This is a genomic window from Acidovorax sp. FJL06, from assembly GCF_003852545.1.
Taxonomy (GTDB): domain Bacteria; phylum Pseudomonadota; class Gammaproteobacteria; order Burkholderiales; family Burkholderiaceae_C; genus Acidovorax.
Genome location: NZ_QAJR01000015.1, coordinates 152,277 through 173,281 on the forward strand (window position 1 = coordinate 152,277; position 21,005 = coordinate 173,281).

General features: G+C 69.1%; 18 protein-coding genes. 9 read left to right on the forward strand and 9 right to left on the reverse strand.

Annotated elements, in window-relative coordinates; all coding sequences use genetic code 11:
• Positions 1 to 35: 35 nt before the first annotated feature.
• Together DBV10_RS09790 and ytfE are read right to left on the reverse strand one after the other, a co-directional pair.
• Positions 36 to 479, reverse strand: a complete 444-nt coding sequence (locus tag DBV10_RS09790; RefSeq protein WP_124513034.1) for a group III truncated hemoglobin — start codon at positions 477 to 479, stop codon at positions 36 to 38.
• Entirely contained in the window at positions 476 to 1,234 is a 759-nt protein-coding gene (gene ytfE / locus DBV10_RS09795) for an iron-sulfur cluster repair protein YtfE (protein WP_124513036.1), read from the reverse strand. The genes DBV10_RS09790 and ytfE overlap by 4 nt, the downstream gene beginning before the upstream one ends.
• A gap of 93 nt (positions 1,235 to 1,327) precedes the next feature.
• Between ytfE and DBV10_RS09800 the strand changes: the two genes are divergently transcribed.
• Positions 1,328 to 1,846, forward strand: coding sequence for an Rrf2 family transcriptional regulator (locus DBV10_RS09800; RefSeq protein WP_124513038.1), 519 nt, complete (start codon positions 1,328 to 1,330; stop codon positions 1,844 to 1,846).
• A gap of 95 nt (positions 1,847 to 1,941) precedes the next feature.
• Here DBV10_RS09800 and serB read toward each other — a convergent pair whose 3' ends face one another.
• Entirely contained in the window at positions 1,942 to 2,655 is a 714-nt protein-coding gene (gene serB / locus DBV10_RS09805) for a phosphoserine phosphatase SerB (RefSeq protein ID WP_124513040.1), read from the reverse strand.
• 74 nt (positions 2,656 to 2,729) lie between these two features.
• The gene (gene pdxA / locus DBV10_RS09810; RefSeq protein ID WP_199740076.1) at positions 2,730 to 4,463 is read right to left on the reverse strand and encodes a 4-hydroxythreonine-4-phosphate dehydrogenase PdxA; all 1,734 of its coding nucleotides are present in this window, start codon (positions 4,461 to 4,463) and stop codon (positions 2,730 to 2,732) included.
• Positions 4,464 to 4,572: 109 nt separating this feature from the next.
• Here pdxA and DBV10_RS09815 point away from each other — a divergent pair, with 109 nt between their 5' ends.
• Positions 4,573 to 5,538, forward strand: a complete 966-nt coding sequence (locus DBV10_RS09815) for a LysR family transcriptional regulator (protein WP_124513044.1) — start codon at positions 4,573 to 4,575, stop codon at positions 5,536 to 5,538.
• Between the two features lie 47 nt (positions 5,539 to 5,585).
• A complete protein-coding gene (locus DBV10_RS09820) occupies positions 5,586 to 7,226 on the forward strand; it encodes a serine hydrolase (protein ID WP_124513046.1) in 1,641 nt (546 codons plus the stop codon).
• A 101-nt stretch (positions 7,227 to 7,327) separates the two neighbouring features.
• Here the strand turns inward: DBV10_RS09820 and DBV10_RS09825 are convergent, their stop codons facing one another.
• Positions 7,328 to 8,008, reverse strand: coding sequence for a hypothetical protein (locus DBV10_RS09825; RefSeq protein WP_124513048.1), 681 nt, complete (start codon positions 8,006 to 8,008; stop codon positions 7,328 to 7,330).
• A 73-nt stretch (positions 8,009 to 8,081) separates the two neighbouring features.
• A complete protein-coding gene (mfd, locus tag DBV10_RS09830; RefSeq protein ID WP_124513050.1) occupies positions 8,082 to 11,555 on the reverse strand; it encodes a transcription-repair coupling factor in 3,474 nt (1,157 codons plus the stop codon).
• A 187-nt stretch (positions 11,556 to 11,742) separates the two neighbouring features.
• On the opposite strand from mfd, the gene DBV10_RS09835 reads away from it, so the two are divergent.
• The gene (locus DBV10_RS09835; protein WP_124513052.1) at positions 11,743 to 12,648 is read left to right on the forward strand and encodes a 2-C-methyl-D-erythritol 4-phosphate cytidylyltransferase; all 906 of its coding nucleotides are present in this window, start codon (positions 11,743 to 11,745) and stop codon (positions 12,646 to 12,648) included.
• Positions 12,649 to 12,681: 33 nt separating this feature from the next.
• Positions 12,682 to 13,161, forward strand: a complete 480-nt coding sequence (gene ispF / locus DBV10_RS09840; RefSeq protein WP_124513055.1) for a 2-C-methyl-D-erythritol 2,4-cyclodiphosphate synthase — start codon at positions 12,682 to 12,684, stop codon at positions 13,159 to 13,161.
• A gap of 4 nt (positions 13,162 to 13,165) precedes the next feature.
• Here ispF and DBV10_RS09845 read toward each other — a convergent pair whose 3' ends face one another.
• Positions 13,166 to 13,825 (reverse strand): pyridoxamine 5'-phosphate oxidase family protein, encoded by a 660-nt coding sequence (locus tag DBV10_RS09845; protein WP_124513057.1) that lies wholly within the window; start codon positions 13,823 to 13,825, stop codon positions 13,166 to 13,168.
• A gap of 107 nt (positions 13,826 to 13,932) precedes the next feature.
• Between DBV10_RS09845 and DBV10_RS09850 the strand changes: the two genes are divergently transcribed.
• Positions 13,933 to 15,399 (forward strand): PLP-dependent aminotransferase family protein, encoded by a 1,467-nt coding sequence (locus DBV10_RS09850; protein WP_124513059.1) that lies wholly within the window; start codon positions 13,933 to 13,935, stop codon positions 15,397 to 15,399.
• 13 nt (positions 15,400 to 15,412) lie between these two features.
• Here DBV10_RS09850 and DBV10_RS09855 read toward each other — a convergent pair whose 3' ends face one another.
• Entirely contained in the window at positions 15,413 to 16,450 is a 1,038-nt protein-coding gene (locus DBV10_RS09855) for a LacI family DNA-binding transcriptional regulator (protein ID WP_124513061.1), read from the reverse strand.
• A gap of 106 nt (positions 16,451 to 16,556) precedes the next feature.
• Between DBV10_RS09855 and DBV10_RS09860 the strand changes: the two genes are divergently transcribed.
• The gene (locus DBV10_RS09860; protein WP_233589870.1) at positions 16,557 to 17,318 is read left to right on the forward strand and encodes a nitroreductase; all 762 of its coding nucleotides are present in this window, start codon (positions 16,557 to 16,559) and stop codon (positions 17,316 to 17,318) included.
• 21 nt (positions 17,319 to 17,339) lie between these two features.
• On the forward strand, positions 17,340 to 19,040 hold the full coding sequence (locus DBV10_RS09865; RefSeq protein WP_124513063.1) for an acyl-CoA synthetase: 1,701 nt from the start codon (positions 17,340 to 17,342) through the stop codon (positions 19,038 to 19,040).
• 4 nt (positions 19,041 to 19,044) lie between these two features.
• Here the strand turns inward: DBV10_RS09865 and DBV10_RS09870 are convergent, their stop codons facing one another.
• Positions 19,045 to 19,737 (reverse strand): Crp/Fnr family transcriptional regulator, encoded by a 693-nt coding sequence (locus DBV10_RS09870; RefSeq protein ID WP_124513065.1) that lies wholly within the window; start codon positions 19,735 to 19,737, stop codon positions 19,045 to 19,047.
• Positions 19,738 to 20,143: 406 nt separating this feature from the next.
• Between DBV10_RS09870 and kdgD the strand changes: the two genes are divergently transcribed.
• The coding region (gene kdgD, locus DBV10_RS09875) for a 5-dehydro-4-deoxyglucarate dehydratase (RefSeq protein WP_124513067.1) at positions 20,144 to 21,005 on the forward strand (862 nt) is incomplete at its 3' end.

Sequence of the window (21,005 nt, forward strand, 5' to 3'; positions counted from 1 at the left end):
TTCGGGCCTGCTGCCGCGCATTCTGCGGGCCAGGGTCAAGAATGGGCGTGCCCGTCTGCGCGGGGGGCCGCAAAGGCCGGGTCGCTACCGAAATAGCCCCGGAACAGGTTGCGCGCAATGCCATGCGCCGCCACCTGCAGATCGCGCGCTACCTCGGGGGCGAACAGGCGGCTGGTGTGTTGCTGCCACAGCCCCACCCAGGCCGCAAAGTGGGCGGGTGTGACGCCCTCCAGCACCATGTGCTTGCCAAACACATCGCCCTTGAAGCTGCGCGTGCCCAGTGCCACGGTGCTCCAGAAGTCCACCAGCCGCTGCAGGTGGGCGTCCCACTGGCCGTGCAGGGCTTTTTCAAACACAGGGCCGAGCAGCGGGTCCTGGCGCACGTCGCCGTAAAAGCCATGCACCAGCCGCGTGATGCTTTCCACGCTGGGCGGTACGAGGGCCTCGGGTTCGTTGGAGGGGCGCGTTGGCAGGTTCATGCCTGCAGTGTGCCCCCACCGCTGCAGGCGCAGCCTGACGGACCGCAACCTTGCGAAGGCGCCGCGCTGGCTTCGAACGGCGGAAACAGCACGTTGTTTTCGAGGTGGATGTGGTTGATGAGGTCGTCGCCCAGCTGGGCGATGCCGGCGTAGAGCGCGCGCCAGGTGTTGCAGGCGCCTTGCGGGGGCGTGGCGTCGTTCGTCAGGGCGTTCAGCTTGTCCAGGGCCTCGCCATGGTCCACGTGTTCGGCGCGCATCATGCCGATGGGCTGGCCCACAAAGGGGTTGCCGCCGCTCTTGAGCATGGGGAACAGCACCTGCTCTTCCTTGAGCATGTGCGAGAGCAGTTCTTCGTGCATGGTTTCCAGGTGGTCGGCCAGCCCGGCGGGCACATGGGGGTTGTCGCGGTGCACGGCCTCTACGCGGCGGGCCATGCGGATCAATTCGGGCAGCTGCTGGCGGTGCACCTCGTGGTAGCGCGCCAGGATGTGGTCGATGAGCGCACTGGGCGAAGCGGCCTCGGGCACGGCGTCGCTGCGTTGCAGGGCGGCCAGCTCTGCCAGCACCGCGTTGGCATCCAGCCCCTTGTCGGCCGCAGCCTGGGCCAGGCTCACCTGGCCGCCGCAACAAAAGTCCAGCTTGAGACGCCGGAACACCGCCGTGGCACCGGGCAGCTGCACGGCAATCTGGCCGATCTGCTGGGCGGTGCTGAGGGCGGACGGGGCGGCTGGCAAGGTGTCGATGCGGGCGTTCATGGGGTGGTCCTTTAAAGATTCATTTGATGTGAATATTTTATCCAATAAAATTCAGACTGAGTGCATCTTTTTAATTGACCTGCGGCAAACCCCATGCGCCTGACCCAATGGACCGACTACACCTTGCGCGTGCTGATGTACTGCGCGGCCACCGAGGGGCGGGCCCAGCCCGTCACCATCACGGAGGTGGCCGAGGGCTATGGCATCTCCCGCAGCCACCTGATGAAGATCGTGCAGCAGCTGTCTGCCCTGGGCATGCTGGAGACCACGCGGGGCCGGGGGGGCGGCATGCGGCTGATGCGGCCCGCGTCCGCCATCAACATCGGGGCGGTGGTGCGTGCCACGGAGACCGATTTCAACCTGGTGGAATGTTTTGACCCCGCCACCAACCAGTGCCGCCTGAGCAGCCATTGCCGCCTCAAGGGCGTGCTGGGCCAGGCCATGCAGGCCTATCTGGCGGTGTTGGACGGCGTGACGCTGGCCGACCTGATGGCGCCCGCCTCACCCCTGGCCCGGGGGCTGCTGCCCACCGTGGCGGTGCCCCGCAATGGCACGGCCCGCCGTGCGCCGCAACCCGTGCCAGGGTTGCCGGACGCTCCGGGGTTTGAGTAAGAACTGCTTGTGGCGCTTGATAGGCAAGCGCTCTAAGCTATAAAAACAGTAGTAAATTTTTGCGCGGCACACAGTGCGTGCGCTGCGCCAGGGGCTCAGCGCAGCACTTCCAGCAGGCGGTCGAGACCGCCCTGGTTGATGGCCACCTTGGCCTGTGCGCGCACGGCTGGCTTGGCGTGGTAGGCCACCGACAGACCGGCCGCACCCATCATGGGCAGGTCATTGGCGCCGTCGCCCACGGCAATCGCCTGTGAGGGGTCAATGCCCATGAGCGAGGCCACTTCCAGCAGGGTGCGGCGCTTCTCGGCACCGTCGCAGATGTCGCCCCAGGCCTGGTCCACCATGCGGCCGGTGAGCAGGCCGTTCTCCACTTCGAGCCTGTTGGAGCGGGCAAAGTCGATCCCGAGGCCGGCCTTCACGCGGTCGGCAAAGAAGGTGAAGCCGCCCGAGACCAGCAGCGTGGTCAGGCCCGCGGCCTTGGCGGCGGCGATCAGTTCCTTGGCACCGGGGTTGAAGCGCAGGCGCTCGCTGAACACCTGCTCCATGTGGGCCACCGTCACGCCCCGGAGCAGGGCCACGCGCTGGCGCAGGCTTTCCTTGTAGTCGGTGATGACCCCTTGCATGGCGGCCTCGGTGATGGCGGCCACCTCGGCCTTGCGGCCGGCGGCGTCGGCGATCTCGTCCACGCATTCGATGTTGATGAGGGTGGAGTCCATGTCGAAGGCGATGAGCTTGTAGCTCGACAGGGACAGCGGGGGCTCGATGCCCTGGACAACAAGGCCGGGGGCGATTTCGGTGGCGTTTTTCATGGCAAGGCGCTCGTGGCAAATGCGGGGGTTAGAACCCGCAATGGTATCGCCCGCGCCCGCCCCTTCGTCGCCACTCAGTCGCCCCCCGCCGCACCGGCCCGCAGGGCATGGATGGCATGCAGTTGCGCGGCCAGCCCCGGCCCGCGGCTGGGGAAGGCGCCGTCTAGCGCCGCCGTGCCCACGGTGAAGCCTGCCGCCCGGCCCGCCACCACGGCCGCGATGCGCTCGGCGCGGTCGATGGAGCCGGCAACCACCACGGGCTTGTTGACCGCGGCGCCCACGGCGGCGATGAGCGCAGGCACGTCGCCGGCACCACCGGCAAACCGGTAGGCCAGCAGGTCCAGCCCATGCACACCCTCCAGGGCGGCGATGCGGCGCGCGCTGGCCACCACGTCCTGCACCGTGCCTTGCAGCACGCTGGGGTGGCCCACCACCTGGCCGGCAAAGGGGTAGTAGCGGATGGGGGTGCCGGCGAGCAGCGGCAGCACCGCCTCGGGCCGGGTGCCGCCCATCAGCACGTCCACCCCCAGCGCCACGGCGGCGCGGGCCGATGCGACCTCGCTGGCTTCGTCCTGGCTCACTACCTCCAGGTAGCTCACCGCGCCGCCCGCGCGGATGGCATCGGCCAGGCGCTGCAGCGCCGCCCAGGGCAGGCCGATGTCCTTGAAGCCGATGTGCCGCACCCCGGCGGCCAGCACGGCGGGCAACTGCGCCAGGGCGTCGGCGATGGTCTGGTCGTGCCGGGTGAGCATGAAGATGAATTCCGGCAACGGTTGCGCGGGTGGCGGCGGTACCGGTGCGGCCGTCACCATGGCCACAGCCTGGTCCACCGCATGCCCCAGGCTCGATGCATCGGCCCGGCCCGTGCCCGCGATGTCGAAGGCCGTGCCGTGGTCCACCGAGGTGCGCACAAAGGGCAGGCCCACGGTGATGTTCACGCCCTGGTCCACGCCCAGGTATTTCACGGGGATCAGACCCTGGTCGTGGTATTGCGCCACCACGATGTCGAACGCGCCCCGGCGTGCGCGCATGAACACGGTGTCCCCCGGCCAGGGGCCCGTGGCGTCAATGCCCTCGGCCCGCGCGGCGGCAATGGCGGGGGCAATGACCTCGCGGTCTTCGTGGCCGAACAGCCCGCCTTCGCCCGCATGCGGGTTGAGCCCGGCCACCGCCACACGCGGCTGCGCGATGCCCTGGGCGCGGCAGGCGCGGTGCGCCAGGCGGATGGCGCGCAGCTCGTTCTCCATCGTGACGGCGGCAATCGCATCGCGCAGCGCCAGGTGGATGGACACCAGCAGCACGCGCAGCTCGCCATTGGCCAGCACCATTGCGAAGTCGGTGGTGCCCGATCGCTCGGCCAGCATTTCGGTGTGCCCGGGGTGGCGCACGCCGGCGGCGCGCAGCGCCTCCTTGTGCAGCGGCGCGGTCACGATGCCGGCCACCCGGCCCGCCAGCGCCAGGTCGATGGCGCGCTGCACGCAGGCGTGCGCTGCGGCCCCGGCCCGCGCATCCACGCGGCCCATGGGCAGGTCGGCCGGCAGCGGCGCGCAGGCCTGCAGCAGGGGCAGGGCGCCTTGCTGCAAGGCTGCCTGAAGCCCCTCCAACTGGTCTCCCACGGGTTGCACCTTCAATGGCACGCCCACGGTGGCCACCGCGCGCCGCAGGGCGCCCACGTCACCGACCACCACATACGGCGCAGCCCCCTTGCCGCGTGCTGCGGCCCATTGGGCAATGATCTCGGGGCCGATGCCGGCCGGGTCGCCCATGGTGATGGCCAGGGGCTGGGCGCCGTTCGCTGCAGTTGTCATCGTTGTTTGCATGTCATTCAGTCAGAAGCCGTGAATGTGCCCTTTGCCTTAAATGAAGAAAACCGATTTGATCTCATGCATGATTGAGCAGAACTCAATCATTAAAGCCATGCCCCCAGACACCCGTCTGCCCCCGCTGTCCGCCTTGCGCGCCTTCGAGGCCACAGTGCGCCATGGCAGCGTCTCGCGCGCCGCGCGCGAGCTGCACCTGACCGACGGCGCCGTGAGCCGCGCCGTGCGCGAGCTGGAGAGCGACCTGGGTTTCGATCTGTTCCAGCGCAGCAGCCGCGCGGTGCTGCCCACGCCCACAGCCCAGGTGCTGGCCCAGGACGTGGCCGGTGCGCTCGACCGGCTGCGCGCGGCCCTGGCGCGTGCGCGCCGCAGCGCGGGGCCGGGCCGGCCACTGGTGCTGTCGTGCGAGCCCACCTTGCTGATCCGCTGGCTCATCCCGCGCCTGGCGCAGCTGCAGGCTGCCGTAGGGGGCGAGCGCGAGCTGCGCCTGGTTTCGGCCGGCGGCGTAGTGCACTTCGAGCGCGACGGCATCGACCTGGCCATCCGACGCAACGACTTTGCGCTGGCCGATGATGTGCTGGCCGAGCCCTTCGTGAATGAGCACATTGGCCCCGTGTGCCGCGCCGATGTGGCGGCCACCCTGGGGCGGCAGCAAGGTGCCCCGCTGCAGGGCGTGCTGCTGCACACCGCCACGCGGCCGGGCGCCTGGGACACCTGGGCCGCCCTGGCCGGCACACCGCTGCAGCCCACGCGCGCCATCCGTTTCGAGCACTTCTACCAGAGCCTGCAGGCCGCCGTGGCCGGTGCCGGCGTGGCCATCGGCCCGCTGGCCCTGGTGGCCGACGACCTGGCCAGCGGCGTGCTGTGTGCGCCGCGCGGCTTCGTGGCCGATGGCAGCTGCTACCAGCTCATGGCGCCGCGCGCGGCCGAGGATGGAGACGGCGTTTTCCACACCGTGTTGGCCTGGCTGCGATCCGCCTGCGAGGGGTTGCTGCCACCCCCGCAGCCACCCGCCGTGGGCAAACGGCAACAGTCTCTCCAAAGGGGGCCAGGGTCCGCATAGCCACCCGCATATGATTCCGGCACAACATGCACACAGGGAGGCTGGTGATGGCCATGCAAGCGCACTGCAGGGCGGCGGGGACAGCTGCCGCAACACCCATCAACCGCAGGCAGGCCACGGCCGTGCTGCTGGCCGGCGCCGCCGCACCTTTCACGGCCGGGGCGCAGCAGGACGCTGCTGCGCCCGCACCCTCTGCCACATCGGCAACCACTGCGGCCACCACCCTTTGGCCCGGTGACGACTGGGCCGAGAGCACGCCCGAGGCCCAGGGCATGGACTCTGCCGCGCTGGCCAAACTCGTTGACTTTGGCGCCGCGCAGGGCATGGACAGCCTGCTCGTCACCCGCCATGGCAGCCTGGTGGCCGAGGCCTTCTACGCCCCGTATCGCGAGGGGCTCAAGCATGCCGTCAACTCCACCACCAAGGGGGTGGTCGCCACGCTCACCGGCATGGCCATCCAGGACGGGCTGATCGCCTCGCGCGACGCGCCCGTGCTCGAATTTTTTGCCGATCGCAAGGTCGCCAACGCCGATGCCTCCAAAAAGGCCATGACCCTGGGCCACCTGCTCGACATGACCTCGGGCCTGCACTGGATCGAGCCGCTCAGCGACGCCGTGCCCGAGACCATGCTGCAGCTGGGCCGCGCGCGCGACTGGCAAGGCTTTGTGCTCGACCGCCCCATGGCCCAGGCGCCCGGCGCGGGCTTCAACTACAACAGCGGCAACACCCACCTGCTCTCGGCCATCCTCGCGCACAAGACCGGCGGCAGCACCCTGGCCTATGCACAAAAGCGATTGTTCGGCCCGCTGGGCATCAGCGACGTGCGCTGGCGCAAGGACCCGCAGGGCATCGAGGTCGGCGGCTGGGGCCTGTACCTGCACCCGCGCGACATGGCGCGCATCGGCTACCTCTACCTGCGCAAAGGCCAGTGGAACGGCCGCCAGCTGCTGCCCGCCGCCTGGGTGGAGCAGGTCTTCAATCCCGTGGTGGACATGGGCTTTGGCGGCAATGGGCCAGCGTTCCGCTATGCCAATGGCTGGTGGAGCATCCCGTCCAAGCGCGCCTTTTTCACGGCCGGCTTCAACCGTCAGCTCATCGTGGTGCTGCCCGACACCGACGTGGTCGTGGCCGTCACGGGCCGGCGCAACTACCCGTTGCCCGCGTTCATCGATCAGATCACCGCCGCTGCGCGCTCGCGCGAGCCCCTGCCCGCCGACGCTGCCGCACAGGAGCAACTGGCCGCCCGCATCCGCGATGCCGGACAGGAAAAGCCCAGTGCCCTTCCCGCGTCCACGCCCGAGCTGGCCGCCACCGTTTCCCGCAAGGCCTGGGTGCTGGAGCGCAACGGCATGGGCATCCAGCGCCTGGTGCTGGACCTGACCCCCGCCAACCCGCGCTACGAGGTCAGCTTCGACGGCAGCCGCCCCGGTCTGCCCCGCGAGCCCGTTGCCGGCCCCCTGGGCCTGGACGGCCTGTACCGCACCGCTGCGCAAGGGCCCGATGCGGTCATCGCCGTCAAGGGCCATTGGCTCGACGCGCAGACCTTTCAGCTCATCTCACGCTCGGTGGCCGATGGCGAGGTCACCGTGGTCAAGCTGCAATTCGAGAGCGGCGGCAAGGCCGTGACCGTGGGGCTGGAGAACAACTGGGGGTTCCGAGGGCAGGTGAAGGGCGTGGCGGCGGACTAGGGCGTGCCACCCTCCCATGCATCCCACGCGGGCGGTGCGCCGCAGGGGGCTTGGGAGGTACTTCTCTTTTGATAGCTTGTTGCGCTTGATCAGCAAGCCCTTCAGTCGTTTTTTGCATTGAGATAGAGATCGTCCGACCAGGTGGCCAGCCATTCGGGCTTGAAGGCCACGAACACTGCGCAGAGCATGCCGGTGACCACCGCGTCGCCCCAGGCCATGAGCCAGCGTGCCACGAGCGAGAGCTGTTCGCCCACGCCCGGCAGCGTGTGGCCGCTCCACTGCGACAGCGTGCCCGCCACGAACAGGCACAGCGCCGTGCCCAAAAATCCCCGGCCCAGCACATAGACAAAGGCCCGCACACCGGCGAGCGCGCCCGCGCCCGCCAGGCGGCGCAGCACCACGCCCAGCAGCAGGGCCAGCGTGGCGGGTACCACGCCCTGCCACACAGCGATGCCCAGCGCATCCCACCCGCCGAGGCCGGGCGAGACCCACGCCGCAATGGCGCCCACCGTCAGCAGCGTCGGCACGGCCAGTGGCCAGCCCAGCATGAGCAGCACCAGGCACGCGCCCGACCACTGCAGTTGCAGCGGCATGCGGTGCAGCGTGGGCAGGGCCCAGGCCCAGGGCAGCAGGACCAGGGTGGCGAGCAGCGGCGTCCACAGCGCGGCGGGGGCGCCATGCGTTTCATGCGCCAAGGGCTGGCGGCTGGCCAGCAGCCGCCAGGGGCGGGCCGCCAGCGCGGCGGCAAGAGCGATCAGGGCCAGCGCGGCTTCCATCCACATACTATGATTTTGATAGCTGTTAGCGCTTGTTGAATAGGCGCTAGGTGCCCATTTGACCCATATCTGAGCGGCACTAGGCCGCCACCGGCTGCCCCAGCGACCGCAGGATGTCCCGCACCATCTGCGCCCGGTCCTTAGGCTCCTTCAGTTCGCGCTCGATGCGCAGCTTCTCGTTGCCCGCGAGCTTGATGTGCTTGTTCTTCTGGATCAGCTCGATGATGCGCATCGGGTCGATGGGCGGCTGGGGCTTGAAGGTGATGTGGATGACGCCCGGGGCGGCATCCACCTTCACCACGCCGTAGGGCTGGCTCAGCACGCGCAGGCGGTGCACGTCGATGAGGGTCTGGGCCTGCGGCGGCAGCTTGCCGAAGCGGTCCACGATCTCTTCGAGCAGGCCGTCGATCTGGTCGGGGTTCTTGGCCGTGGCCAGCTTCTTGTAGAACGACAGGCGCAGGTGCACGTCGCCGCAGTAGTCGTCGGGCAGCAGGGCGGGGGCGTGTAGGTTGATGTCGGTGGTGACCGACAGCGGCGAGAGCAGGTCGGGCTCCTTGCCGGCCTTGAGCGCCTTGACGGCTTCGTTGAGCATCTCGTTGTAGAGCTGGAAGCCCACTTCCAGCATGTTGCCGCTCTGGTTCTCGCCCAGCACCTCGCCGGCACCACGGATCTCCAGGTCGTGCATGGCCAGGTAGAAGCCGCTGCCCAGTTCCTCCATCTGCTGGATGGCATCGAGGCGCTGCGCGGCGTGCTTGGTCAGGCCCTCGGTGTCGGGCACCATGAGGTAGGCGTACGCCTGGTGGTGGCTGCGGCCCACGCGGCCGCGCAGCTGGTGCAGCTGCGCCAGGCCGAACTTGTCGGCGCGGCTCATGATGATGGTGTTGGCCGTGGGCACGTCGATCCCGGTCTCGATGATGGTCGAGCACAGCAGGATGTTGTAGCGCTGGGCCACGAAGTCGCGCATCACGCGTTCAAGCTCGCGCTCGGGCATCTGGCCGTGGGCCACGGCGATGCGCGCTTCGGGCAGGATCTCTTCGAGTTTCTGGCGGCGGTTCTCGATGGTCTCCACCTCGTTGTGCAGAAAGTACACCTGCCCGCCGCGCTTGAGTTCGCGCAGCACCGCTTCGCGGATCACGCCGGTGCCCTCGTTGCGCACAAAGGTCTTGATCGCCAGGCGCCGCTGCGGCGCGGTGGCGATGACCGACAGGTCGCGCAGCCCTTCGAGCGCCATGCCCAGCGTGCGCGGGATGGGCGTGGCCGTGAGGGTGAGCACGTCCACCTCGGCGCGCAGGGCCTTCATCTGCTCCTTGTGGCGCACGCCGAAGCGGTGCTCCTCGTCGATGATGAGCAGGCCCAGGTTGTGGAACTTTGTGGATTCGGAGAGCAGCTTGTGCGTGCCGACCACGATGTCCACCGTGCCGTCGCCGATGCCCTTGATGGCCGAGGTGATCTCCTTGCCCGAGCGAAAGCGCGACACCTCGGCCACCTTCACGGGCCACTTGCTGAAGCGGTCCACCAGCGTCTGATAGTGCTGCTCGGCCAGCAGCGTGGTGGGCGCGAGGAAGGCCACCTGCTTGCCCCCCGTGACGGCCACGAAGGCCGCGCGCAGGGCGACCTCGGTCTTGCCGAAACCCACGTCGCCGCAAACCAGGCGGTCCATGGGGCGGGGGCTGATCATGTCCTGGATCACCGCATGGATGGCGGCGTTCTGGTCGGCCGTTTCGTCGAAGCCAAAGTCGTTGGCAAAGGTCTCGTAGTCCTGCGGGCTGTAGCGGAAGGCGTGGCCTTCGCGCGCGGCGCGGCGGGCGTAGATGTTGAGCAGCTCGGCCGCGCTGTCGCGCACCTGCTCGGCGGCCTTGCGCTTGGCCTTTTCCCACTGGCCGCTGCCCAGCTTGTGCAGCGGCGCCTCGTCGGCGCTCACGCCGGTGTAGCGGCTGATGAGCTGCAGCTGGCTCACCGGCACATAGAGCACGGCCTTGTCGGCGTACTCCAGGTGCAGAAACTCCTGCATGGCGGGCGTGCCGTCGGGGTTCTTGTTGCCCACGTCCATGTTGACCAGGCCGCGGTAGCGGCCGATGCCGTGGGCGCTGTGCACCACGGGGTCGCCCACGTTGAGTTCGGCCAGGTCCTTGATCAGGGCCTCGACGTCGCTCACCTGCTCCTGCTTCTTGCGCCGGCGCGTGGTGGGGCCGGCGGCGAAGAGCTCGGTCTCGGTGACGAAGTCGATGCCGTCCTCGACCCAGCTGAAACCCACGGTGAGGCCGGCGGTGGCAATGCCCACCTTTTCGTCGGCCGTGCCCTGGAACTCGGCCAGCGAGTCGAAGGCCGGCGGGTTCACCCCGCTGGCGCGCAGAAAGTCGAGCAGGCTTTCGCGCCGGCCATCGCTTTCGGCCAGCAGCAGCACGCGGTGCTGGGTGTTGCGGATGTGGGCGTGCAGGCGGGCCAGCGGGTCCTCGGCGCCGCGCACCACCGACAGGTCGCCGAGCTTGTGGAAGTGCGGGTTGTCGTCCACGTCCTGCACACCGGGGCGCAGCGACAGCTGGGCATGTTCGTTGGCGCGCGTGTAGAACTGGTCGGCCGAGAGGAACAGCGACTCGGGCGGCAGGGCCGGGCGCTCGGGGTCGCCCTGCACCAGGCGGAAGCGGTCTTTGGTGTCCTGCCAGAAGCGCTGGAAGGCGGGTTCCAGGTCGCCGTGCAGTACGACAGTGGCCTCGCCGCCCAGGTAGTCGAACACGGTGGCCGTGTCGTCGAAGAACAGCGGCAGGTAGTATTCGATGCCGGCCGTGGCCACGCCGTTGCCCATGTCCTTGTAGATGCGGCTCTTGGTCGGGTCGCCCTCGAGCATCTCGCGCCAGCGGCTGCGGAACTTGGCGCGCGCCTCGTCGTCCATGGGGAACTCGCGGCCGGGCAGCAGGCGCACCTCGGGCACGGGGTACAGGCTGCGCTGGCTGTCGGGGTCGAAGGTGCGGATGCTGTCGATCTCGTTGTCGAACAGGTCCACCCGGAAGGGCACCAGCGAACCCATGGGGAACAGGTCGATCAGTCCGCCGCGCACCGCGTACTCGCCCGGGCTCACCACCTGCGAGACATGGCTGTAGCCGGCCAGCGTGAGCTGGGCCTTGAACTTCGCCTCGTCGAGCTTTTGCTTGACCTTGAAGTGGAAGGTGTAGCCAGCCAGGAAGGACGGCGGCGCCAGCCGGTACAGCGCCGTGGTGGCGGGCACCAGCACCACGTCGGCCCCGGTGTCCTTGTCCTTCTGGCTGATGCGCCACAGCGTGGCCAGGCGCTCGCTGATCAGGTCCTGGTGCGGCGAGAAGGTGTCGTAGGGCAGCGTCTCCCAGTCGGGGAACAGGGCGCAGCGCAAGCTGGGCGCAAAAAACGCCATTTCCTCGATGAGGCGCTGCGCATCGGTGGCGTCGGCCGTGACGATGGCAGTGGTGCGGCCGGCGGCCTTGTCACGTTCGGCCAGGCGGGCCAGCAGCAGCGAATCGGCGCTGCCCACGGGGCGGGGCAGGGTGAAGCGTTTTCCGGGGGAGAGTTTGGGCAGTTCCATGCGGATGGAGTCGGTCGTCGGGGCCACCGCATCCCCAGGGGCGCGGAGCGCGCACGGGCTGGATCGGGGGCAACGGGGCATTTTAGTGATCCACGGCGAGGCGTGTTGCATGCCGCCCCCCGGCGGCCGGTGCCAAGCCAGGCACCAGCTCGCCGCGCAAGGTGCATCCTCCTAAAATGGGCCCCCCATGACCATCGACCCGCTGCTGCAACCCTCGCTCGCCGCTCCCCATGCGCCCATGTCCGTGCCGGGGCGCCTGTGGGCGCTGGTGCCCTGTGCGGGCGTGGGTTCGCGGGCCGTGGCCGCGCCGCCTGCGGCACCCGCAGGCAGCACGGTGTCGGCCTTTGGCGCGTTGGCCGGTGCGGCGGGTGAGCCCGCGCCACCGCCCCTGCCCAAGCAATACCACCTGGTCGCGGGCCACCCCATGGTCATGCACACGCTGGCTGCATTTGCCGGCGTGGCCCGGCTCGCAGGCACGCTGGTGGCCGTGGCGCCGGGGGACCACTTCCTGGAGGCCCACGCCCATCCCTCGTTTTTTGTGGCCCCATGTGGCGGCCCCACGCGCGCGGCCACGGTGCAGGGCGGGATCAAAACCCTGCTGGAGCACGGCGCTGACCGCGACGACTGGGTGCTGGTGCACGATGCCGCGCGCTGCCTGGTCACGGCCGAGCAGATCGACCGGCTCATCGACGCTTGTGTGCACGATTCCGTGGGCGGCCTGCTGGCCCACCAGCTGGCCGATACGCTCAAGACCTCCATCGACGGCCCGGGCGGCGTGCGCGTGGCCTCCACCGTGGACCGCAGCAACAAATGGCTGGCGCAGACGCCGCAGATGTTCCGCATCGGCCCGCTGCAGGACGCGCTGGCCAAGGTGGGCACCAATGTGACCGACGAGGCCAGCGCCATGGAGGCCATGGGCCTGCACCCGCGCCTGGTGCCCGGCGGTGCGCAGAACTTCAAGGTGACCTACCCCGACGACTTCGCGCTGGCCGAGGCCGTGCTGGCCCAGCGCGGCTATGGCACCACGCTGGCCCGTTTTGGCGGCGAGCGTGGGCATGGCGCCAGCGAGACGGGGCGCAAGACGATTTTCTAATCCGCCCCGGACGGGAGCGAGGCAAAGGAACACATGAATTTCAGAATCGGGGAAGGGTGGGATGTGCATGCCCTCGTGCCGGGGCGCCCGCTGGTGATCGGCGGCGTTCACATTCCCCACACCATGGGCCTGCTGGGCCACTCGGATGCCGACGTGCTGCTGCACGCGATCACCGACGCGATCCTGGGTGCGGCTGGGTTGGGTGACATTGGCCGGCATTTCCCCGACACCGACGCCCAGTTCCGAGGGGCCGATTCGGCCGTGCTGCTGGCCGAGGCCGCGCGCCGCGTGCGCGCTGCGGGCTACACCATTGGCAATGTGGACAGCACCGTGGTGGCCCAGGCCCCGCGCCTGGCTGCGCACATCCCTGGCATGCGCGAGTGCATCGCCAGGGCGCTCGAAGTGGAGCCCGACCAGGTCAATGTGAAGGCCAAGACAGCCGAGCGCCTGGGCCCCGTGGGCCAGGGCCTGGCCATGGAAGCGCGGGCGGCCGCGCTGATCTACAAGGCCTGAGCCTTCAGGCGGTCTGCGCAGCCCAGGCCGCCACATAGCCCGGCGTGGCCACCGCGTTCAGCGGGTCGGCCACGGGCGCGCCGCGCACCTGCACCAGCGGCAGCACGCCGGCCCACACCGGGTGCAACATGTCCTCGGCATCGTCCACCGGCGGGCCGCTGCGCACCTTGCAGGCGGCTTCATCGAGGGCGATGCGCAGCACCGTGGTGGCCGCGAATTCCTTGTCATTGCCCGCGCGGATCTCGGTCTGGCGGCCCACGGCCAGGTGGTCCATCAAGGCCGCGAGCGAGGCGTGCTTGTCGGCCACGGGCTCGAAACGGCCATACACCATGGCTGAGCGGTAGTTCATCGAATGGTTGAAGGCCGAGCGCGCCAGCACCAGGCCATCCAGGTGGGTGATGGTCACGCAGGCCTCAATGCCCTGGCCCAGCCACTTAATCAGGCGCCCGCCGTTGGAGCCATGGATGTACAGGTGCTCGCCCTCGCGCCAGCAGGCCGTGGGGATGCAGTGCGTGCCCTTGTCGTCGGCAAAGGCCACGTGGCACAGGTAGGCCGCGTCGATGATGGCGTGCAGCGTGGCGCGGTCGTAGCGGGCGTTCTCGGCCGCGCGGCGGATGCGGGTGCGGTCGGTCGGGGGCAGGGGGGCGGAAGAGGTGTCGTTCACGGGTCGTGGTTCCGGTTGGGAAGTTGCTGAGGGAGCGAAATGTAGGACCTGCGTGGTGCCAGAATAAGACCCACGGCACCATTATTTTTTAGGGCCACAGAAACACCATGGAATTCCAGTTGCTGTTCACGGCCTTCCAGGCGCAACCGGCGCACGCCCGCTGGCCGCAGCAGCGCCAGCTGCACGAGTGCCTGCGCCAGGGCATACGCAGCGGCACCCTGGCCAGCGGTGCACGCCTGCCCGCCAGCCGCGCGTTGGCCGCGGAGCTGGGCGTGGCGCGCAACAGCGTGCTGTATGCCTACGAGCAGCTGGCGAGCGAGGGCTTCATCCTCGCCAGCCGGCGCGGCAGCGTGGTGGCACCGCTGGCCGGGCGGCTGGTGGCCGCCGTGCCCCGGCCAGAGGCACCCGCACCGCGTGCCAGCCTGTCGCGGCGCGCGCAGAACATGCCGGCGCTGCCGGGCTCCGAGACCTCGGCCGCGTTCGCGCCGGGCGTGCCGGCGCTGGGTGAGTTCCCGGTGCTGCGCTGGCGGCGGATGTTGGACAAAGCCTGGGCTACGCTCAAGCCCGCAGAGCTCAACTACGCCGACCCGGCGGGTGAGACCGCGCTGCGCGAGGCCATTGCCGGCCACCTGCGCGTGGCGCGCGGCGCGCTGGTGGACGCCGCGCAGGTCTTCATCACCGATGGCACGCAAGGCAGCCTGGACCTGTGTGCCCGCGCCTTTGCCGACGCGGGCGACAAGGTGTGGATGGAGAACCCGGGCTACCAGGGCGCGGTGGCGGCCTTTCGCGCCGCGCAGCTCAAGGCGGTGGGCATCGTGGTGGACGGCGAGGGCATGGCACCGGCCGCCAGCGACTGGCTGCGCCAGCGCCCGCGGCTCATCTACACCACGCCCTCGCACCAGTACCCGGTGGGCAGCGTGATGAGCCTGGCGCGGCGCCTGGCGCTGATCGACGGCGCGCGCCAGGCCGGTGCGCTGGTGATCGAGGACGACTACGACAGCGAGTTCCGCCACGACGGCCCGCCGCTGGCCTGCATGCAGGGCCTCGCGCCCGATGCGCCCGTGCTCTACCTGGGCACCTTCAGCAAGACGCTGTTCCCGGGCCTGCGCATCGGCTTCATGGTGGTGCCCACGGCCCTGGCGCCCGCGCTGGCCCTGCTGCTGGACCGTGCCGCGCCGCGCGGGCGCACGGCCGACCAGCGGGCGCTGGCGGAGTTCATCGTGAGCGGCCAGTTTGCGCTGCACCTGCGGCGCATGCGCCGCCTGTACCGCCAGCGGCGCGATGCGCTGGTGGCCGCGCTGGCTGAGCATCTGGGTGATGTAGCCACGGTACACGGCGGCACGGCCGGCATGCACCTGGCCCTGCGCCTGCACGATGGCCGCGTGGACGACGTGGCGCTGAGCGCGCGCCTCATGGCGCGGCACGGCATCATGGCGCCGGCCCTGAGCCTGCACGCCGTGGGCCTGCGCGCGCAGCCCTGGCGCGGCTTTCTGCTGGGCTATGCACAGGTGCCGGTGCAGGCCATGGAGCCGCTGGTGAAGAAGCTGGCGGGTGTGGTGCGGGGCGGGGTGTAGCGCCTGCGCGCTGCTACGTGCTTTCCCGTTCAATGACCGAGAAACCGATGTCCACCACGGGCGCGGCCACGGCCTTGCCGTCGGCGCGGTCGGCGATCCACTGGGCTGCCGTCTGCCCCATGCGGGTGCCGTCGATGCGCACGGTGGACAGGCTGGGGCTCACGGTCTGCGCGAAGTCGATGTCGCCAAAGCCCATCACCGCCAGCTGCTGCGGCACGGCGATGCCCCGCACGCGCGCCTCGGTCAGCACGCCCAGGGCGAGCATGTCCGAGCTGCAGAACACGGCGTCGATGTCGGGCGTGTCGGCCAGCAGGGCCGCCAGCCCCTCGCGGCCGTCGGCGTGGGTGGTGGGCGATTTGCCCAGTCGCACGGTGGGTGCGCGCAGGCCCAGGCGCTGCGCCGCCGCCGCAAAGCCCTGCGCGCGCCGAGCGGCGCGTTCGTCGCCACCGCTGAGCAGGGCCAGCCGGCGCCGGCCCCGGGCGTGCAGGTGCTCGCACACCGCCGCGCCCAGCGCTTCGTGCCGCAGGCCGACCAGCATGTCGATGGGGGTGTCGGTGAAGTCCCAGGTCTCCACGATGGGGATGCCCGATGCTGCGAGCAGGCGCCGCCCCTCGGGGGAGTGCATGATGCCGGTGACCACAATGCCATCGGGCCGCCGGCCCACGATGGCGCGCAGCAGCTCGTCCTCGCGCGAGTGTGCATAGCCCACCTGGCCCACCATCACCTGAAAGCCGCGCAGTTCCAGCGCATCGGTAAGCGCCTGCACCATCTCGCCAAACAAGGGCCCTGTGAGGGTGGGCACCAGCGCCGTGACCACATGGCTGCGCGCCGAGCGCAGGCCGCCCGCCACGAGGTTGGGCACATAGCCCATGGCGGAGACGGCTTCCTGCACGCGCACCCGCGTGCGCTCGGACACCTGCTGCGGCGTGTTGATTGCGCGCGAGACGGTGATCATCGACACCCCCGCGCGCTCGGCCACCTCGCGCAGCGTGACCACGGGGCGGTCGCGCGTGGCGGTAAACGGGGGGGCGGGAGGCAGGGCTGCAGGCATGCGGGGAGTCTATAAGAACAGGTTCTCAGACCTGGGCGCCGGGTGAATCCCGCCAAATGTCATTGCATCGACAGTCACAAGCGGCATCCCTGCCTAGCATGCCGCCATGACCTGTTCACCGACGCCTCCATCGCCCACTGCACACTCCGTGCCACGGGATTCGACCGCACCCGTTCCTGCTCCTGCGCTCAAACGGGCTGTGGACTGGGCCATTGTCTCGCGGCGCAGCATCCGCGCCTTTTTGCCCACGCCGGTGGGGCTGGGGGAGGTGCATGCGATCCTCGACGTGGCGCGCCATGCGGCCTCGGGCATGAACACCCAGCCCTGGCGCGTGCATGTGCTCACGGGCAGTGCCAAGGAGCGGCTGAGTGCCGCCATCGCCGCCGTGGACAACGATGGGAATGCGGCCGGGGCCCTCACCGAGCCCTACCACTATTACCCGCTCGACTGGGTGTCGCCTTATGTGGACCGGCGCCGCAAGGTGGGCTGGGACCTGTATGGCCTGCTCGGCATCGCCAAAGGCGACAAGGCGCGCATGCACGCGCAGCACGGCCGCAACTACCGCTTCTTTGATGCGCCCGTGGGGCTGATCTTCACGGTGAGCCGTGCGCTGCAGGCCGGCAGCCTGCTCGACTACGGCATGTTCCTGCAGAGCCTGATGGTGGCGGCCCGCGCGCGTGGGCTCGACACCTGCCCGCAGGTGGCGTTCACCAAATTCCACCAGGTCATCCATGCCGAGCTGGGCATCCCCGACACCGAGATGGTGGTCTGCGGCATGGGCCTGGGCCATGCCAACCCCGCCTGCATCGAGAACACGCTCGTGACGGAACGCGAGAGCGTCGAGTCGTTCACCACCTTCCACGCGTAAAAAACCACAGGAGACAACCCCATGCAAACCGCCACAACGCCCGGAGCGCCCCGCAGCCCCTACCAGCACGGTCTGGAGCGCACCCCCGCCAACCACCTGCCGCTCACGCCGCTGGGCTTTCTGGACCGCAGCGCGCAGGTGCACCCGCAGGGCATTGCCGTGGTGCATGGCGGCAGCACGCAGACCTGGGCGCAGACGCGCGAGCGCGCCTACCGCCTGGCCAGCGCGCTGGCGCGGCGCGGCGTGCAGCGCGGCGACACAGTGGCCATCCTCGCGCCCAACACGCCCGCCATGCTGGAGGCGCACCTGGGCATCCCCCTCTGCGGAGCGGTCATCAACGCCATCAACTGCCGGCTCGACGCCGAGGCGATTGCCTTCATCCTGCGCCACGGCGAGGCGCGTGTGCTGCTGGTGGACAGCGAGTTTGCGGCGCTGGCGGCCCAGGCCGTCGCTGGCCTGGCGCAGCCACCGCTGGTGGTCGCCATCCACGACGCGGGCCTGCCCGCGCAGCCGGCCTTCGGCGCACTCGACTATGAAGCCCTGCTGGCCGAAGGCGACCCGGCCTTTGCCGGCCTGTGGCCCGAAGACGAGTGGGACCCGATCGCACTGAACTACACCTCGGGCACCACGGGCGACCCCAAGGGCGTGGTGCCCAGCCACCGTGGCGCCTACCTCATGAGCCTGCTGCAGATGACCGACTGGGCGATGCCGCGCAACCCTGTGTACCTGTGGACGCTGCCCATGTTCCACGCCAACGGCTGGTGCTTCACCTGGGCCGTCACGGCGGCGGCGGGCACGCATGTGTGCCTGCGCAAGGTCACGGCCAAGGCCATCTTCGAGGCGATTGCCGCGCACGGGGTGGACCATTTCTGCGCCGCGCCCACGGTGCTGGCCATGCTGGCCAATGCACCGGCGCACGAGCGCATCGCGCTGCCGCGCCCGGTGCGCGTGCTCACGGCCGGCTCGCCGCCCCCCGCAGCCATCCTGCAGGCGATTGCCGCGATGGGCTTTGATGTGGACCACGTGTACGGCATCACCGAAGTCTCGGGCACGCCCGTGAGCTGCGTGCGTCAGCCCGGCTGGGCGGCCTTGCCCGAGGCCGGGCGTGCCCAGCTGCAGGCGCGCCAGGGCGTGCGCGCCGCGGCGCTGGAGCACCTGCAGGTGCTCAACCCCGACACGCTGCAGCCCGTGCCGGCCGATGGGGTGACGGCTGGGGAGATCATGCTGCGCGGCAACACGGTGATGAAGGGCTACCTCAAGAACCCCGGCGCCACGGCCAAGGCCTTTGCCGGCGGCTGGTTCCACACCGGGGACATTGCGGTGCTGCACCCCGATGGCTATGTGCAGATCACCGACCGCTCCAAGGACGTCATCATCTCGGGCGGCGAGAACATCTCCTCGGTGGAGGTGGAAGACGTGCTGCACCGCCACCCCGCCGTGCTGCTGGCCGCCGTGGTGGCCCAGCCCGACGAACGCTGGGGCGAGGTGCCTTGCGCCTTCGTGGAGCTCAAGCCCGATGCGGTGGGCAGCGTGAGCGCCGAGGATCTGATCGACTTCTGCCGTGCCCACCTGGCGCGCTTCAAGTGCCCGCGCCAGGTCGTCTTCGACATGCTGCCGCGCACGGCCACGGGCAAGATCCAGAAGTTTCGCCTGCGCGAGATCGCGGGCAGCCGCGAGGCCATCACAAAGCTGGCGCAGTTGCCGGCAGAGTCTGCAGGCTGAGTGTTCAGCCTTCTCGCGCGATGGCCTGCAATACCTTCAGGTCGATCACCTCGATCGACCCATAGCCCAGGCGGATCGCGCCCCGGTCCTGCAGCTCCTGCAGCGCCCGGTTGGCCACCTGGCGCGACACGCCCGACAGGCGCCCCAGTTCCTCTTGCGACAGCGTGATGCGCCGCGCGGTGTTGGGGAACAGTGCATCGTTGAACAGCCCCGACAGGCTGTGCGCCACCTGCGCCGTGGTGTCGCCCAGCCGGTCGGTCTGCACCAGCGCCACATAGTGCGCCAGGCGTGCGTTGAGCTGCCCGATCAGCCACAGCGCAAACGGATGGCTTTCGTGCAGCAGCCGCAGAAACTCACTGCGCGGCAGCAGGGCCACCACGCTGTCCGTCAGTGCTGTCACGGCATAGGGCCGGGGCTCGTCCTTGAGCACCGATCCCTCGCCGAACCAGGCACCCGAGGGCACGCCCGCAAAGGTGCTGATGCGGCCTTCTTCGGTGATGTTGTCGAGCTTCAGCATTCCTTCCATCACCCCGGCCCAGTGGACCGTCGGCGTGCCACGTGTAAATACCGTGCTGCCAGCGGGGAAGCTGCGGACCGTGATTGCCTTGCGCATGCGCGCAGCCTCCTCATCGGTCAGGCAAGAGGTCCACGACGATTGGGCGAGGAAGAGGTCCAGTGAGGCGGTGGTCATTGTCATTGGTGTTCGTGCAGGAAGACGGCCGCCTGGATTTTGTAAGAGATCGGGGAGTGCGCCAATGGGGCAAAGCCTACGCACGAGGTGGCTGTGGTGGTGTGCGGCCTCGGTGTTTTGGGCGTACTCACCACACGCTCATCAAGGCATGTGGGCGCGTCGAAATTCAGGCCGCGCGGCAAAAGCCATCCCGCTGTTGCGGTGCCCGGTCCATTGTTCGCCTCCTGTGTCCAAGGCGGAGCCATGGCGAGCGCGGCGCTTCGGCCAACGGTGGTTTTGAAAGTCTTTGTCGGGCACTCAAGCAGCTGCCAAGAAATACTCAAAACCAAGGGTTTGCCCCATGTTGTACGACAATGACAACGTTAACATTCAGGCATTGACATCGAATCACCACGAATTGACCACGGACACCATGACCCCCCAAGACCTCAAAACCATCATGGGCTCCGGCCTGCTGTCCTTCCCCATCACGGACTTCGACGAGCAGGGTGAATTCCGTCCCAAGTCCTACATCGAGCGCCTGGAGTGGCTGGCCCCCTACGGTGCCAGCGCCCTGTTTGCCGCTGGCGGCACGGGGGAGTACTTCTCGCTGGCCGGTGCGGAGTACAGCCAGGTCATCAAGACGGCCGTGGACACCTGCCGCGGCAAGGTGCCCATCATTGCCGGCGCCGGTGGCCCCACCCGCACCGCCATTGCCCATGCGCAAGAGGCCGAGCGCCTGGGGGCCCATGGCATCCTGCTCTTGCCCCACTACCTGACCGAAGCCGGCCAGGAGGGCCTGATCGCCCATGTCGAGCAGGTCTGCAAGAGCGTGAAGTTCGGTGTGATCGTCTACAACCGCGACCGCACCAAGCTGACCCCCGATTCGCTGGCCATCCTGGCCGAGCGCTGCCCCAACCTGATCGGTTTCAAGGACGGGGTGGGCAACATCGAGGTCATGTCTTCGATCTACATGAAGATGGGCGACCGCTTTTCCTATCTGGGCGGTCTGCCCACGGCCGAGGTCTATGCAGCGGCCTACAAGGCGCTGGGCACGCCGGTGTATTCGTCTGCGGTGTTCAACTTCATCCCCAAGACCGCGATGGAGTTCTACAAAGCTGTGGCGGCCGACGACATGGCCACGCAGCACCGCTTGCTCAAGGAGTTTTTCATGCCGTATCTGGCCATCCGCAACCGGGTGGAGGGCTATGGCGTCTCCATCATCAAGGCGGGGGCCAAGCTGGTGGGCCACGACGGCGGGCTGGTGCGCGCGCCGCTCACGGACCTCAAGCCCC